The 2,300-nt window shown below is 50.0% G+C and carries 2 protein-coding genes; both read right to left on the reverse strand.

Annotated features, from left to right (window positions below):
- Positions 1-1,997 (reverse strand): SGNH/GDSL hydrolase family protein (locus BGO59_RS12230; protein ID WP_293683911.1); only part of this gene is annotated, 1,997 nt, incomplete at its 3' end.
- Between the two features lie 12 nt (positions 1,998-2,009).
- A partial coding sequence (locus BGO59_RS12235) for a hypothetical protein (protein WP_293683912.1) occupies positions 2,010-2,300 on the reverse strand: 291 nt, incomplete at its 5' end.

The following is a 2,300-nucleotide window of genomic DNA, read 5'->3' on the forward strand; positions in this document are numbered from 1 at the left end:
AGGGGAGCGTCGCGAAAAATTCGCCCCTGAAAGGCCGCGATGACGTGTTGAGCAATTAAGGCATGTCCTGCCGTATTGGGGTGCAACGCATCATTCATATAGCTATCCGGCGACCCCGTGTCCAGAAAAATATTATAACAGTCCACGAACGTCACCCCGCCCTCCAGGCTACAGGCAGAATTGAAGGCTTCGAGGTAGTTTTTTACTTTCGTTCCAACAGCCGAACTGGTATAACAGTAGGGAGGGGAGCAGATAATCAACCTCCGTCCGTACGCCTTCGCGTTTTGTATTACCGTTCTAGTTTTAGTTGTTACGTCTGTTAGGTTACTCGCTGTGCCCGTAAAGGATGCTATCCCGTCGTTTACCAGGTCGTTGGTTCCGTACATCATCACGACCGTGTTAGCATCAATAGCCAGCGCGTCCGTGTAACGATTGTAACCACCCACGATACTAGCCGTATTTCCTCGAAACGCAGATGATGGGACGCCTGCGTTCACTTCGCGCTGACCGATCTGGCGGGCAACTACCGAACTCCATCGCGTCGAGGTGGTTCCGCCGACTCCACCCGTTATACTATCACCAAAATAGACCACCACGCCGCCGACGAGCGAAATTCGTCCGATCTGCTTATAGAAATCAGTAATGATACTGCTTAATAGAGCTGACTCGGTTTGGGTTAACCCAGAAAAGACGAACCAGCCACCAATCGAGCCCGTCTGGTAATAGACCACTCCGTTCCGGGTAGATTTGAAGATAGTTACCTCAGAATTAAGTGCGTAACCACCTCCACCCCAAGCCGTATAGGAGTAGGATAGGATATTGTTAGTGTAGCCATATTCGTTGGAGCCGTTGAAACTCATCAGCTGCACCCTTTGCCCTCCCGCGCCTGAATTGCTGAGTGCTGATAGGAAGCCAAGCTGATTGGAGTTGACAAAAACACTTACATCGCCCGAAGCTGGGTTATCGCCCACTAGTGCCCCACTGTTCGAGCCGCTCGTTCCGTCCGGGATAAATGCCGCCATTGTCATGGACGTGGAGGTCACCCCAACCGAAGCGGGTACTAGTCCGGTACTGAGGTATTTGTTACTGTTACTATACAGAAAAAATCCCCTGGTTTGGTTGTAATCGCTTTCAACCATATTGATTGCTGAATATGAAGTCGGTGTACCAGGAGCGGCTACGAGCTTAACCCTAGCGGCTGCGCTGTTTTGCCCTGCCATTAAGCCCACATCGACCGCCTTTGTCCAGATTCCACCTATCTTAGCCCGACTAACCAGTCGATCCACCGCCTGAACCGTCGCGGCATCCATAACCCCACCAGCCGTTAGGAGCCGATTGTAAAACGTAGTCGTCTCCGCGTTCAGCGTTGGCGTTAGTTGCTGGGCTAGTGTTAAGGCGTTAGTAGCTGTTGTCTGCGCGGCTGTGGTTGCGTTCTGGTCGGTAGTCCGGTTCGTGTTGTAGGTACTTATATCAAGCTTGCTGCCAAGCTTTGGCCCTAAATACCCTTTCGTTACTACCGTGGCGGTCGTGTCGGTTGTGCCGTACTTAGCATTCCAGGTCGATTTTTCCGTGTCTGTTGCAAATCGGTGCGTAGCATCCTCAACTATTGTTGTTGCGGCCTGCGTACCTGTGTGATTGCTCCGCAGTGTCGCATCCACATTAGGCACATTGCCTAGCCCAACCTGCGCTTTTGTGACATTGTGCGGATTACTGCTATTCCCGGCGTGATTGGCTAACGCGGCATCCTGCGTATTGTCCTTCGTTTGCTGAGCAAGCGTAAAATTGTTGAACGCAGTCGTGATCGCCTGATTTGCGAGGGTTGCCGAATTGATATTGCTGATAATTCCTGCTATAGCATTAGCTGTAGCTGTCGTATAGCTATTGTAAGTGGATGCATTGAGCTTGTTTGTGCTCAATGAATTGATTTGCTGCTGATAGGACTGCGAAAACGCCGTAACAGACAGAAAGCAGAATAGAATACTTAGTGCTTTTTTCATGGAGTATATTACTTAAAAAGGGATCGCTTCTAAAATCAGAGTGCCTGTAAAGCTGGAAAGTCCGCCCGTCAGGTTGAGTGACGCTAAGTCAGCGTTGGTTTTGCTAACCAGCACGTTGCCCGACAACTCGCCGTTACTATCGTAAGCCCGAACATCAAGCGCATATTGTCCAACTGTTAAACCCATTGCGGTACCAAAACCGTGTGCCAGATCATAGCCCGTCGATTGGTTGTCTATGGCAAAGGCTTTTTTGCTTTTTTGTAGCTCCTTGATGGAACTGACGATCTTATTGACTTCTATATG

It is taken from the genome of Spirosoma sp. 48-14 (genome assembly GCF_001898575.1).
Classification (GTDB): domain Bacteria; phylum Bacteroidota; class Bacteroidia; order Cytophagales; family Spirosomataceae; genus Spirosoma.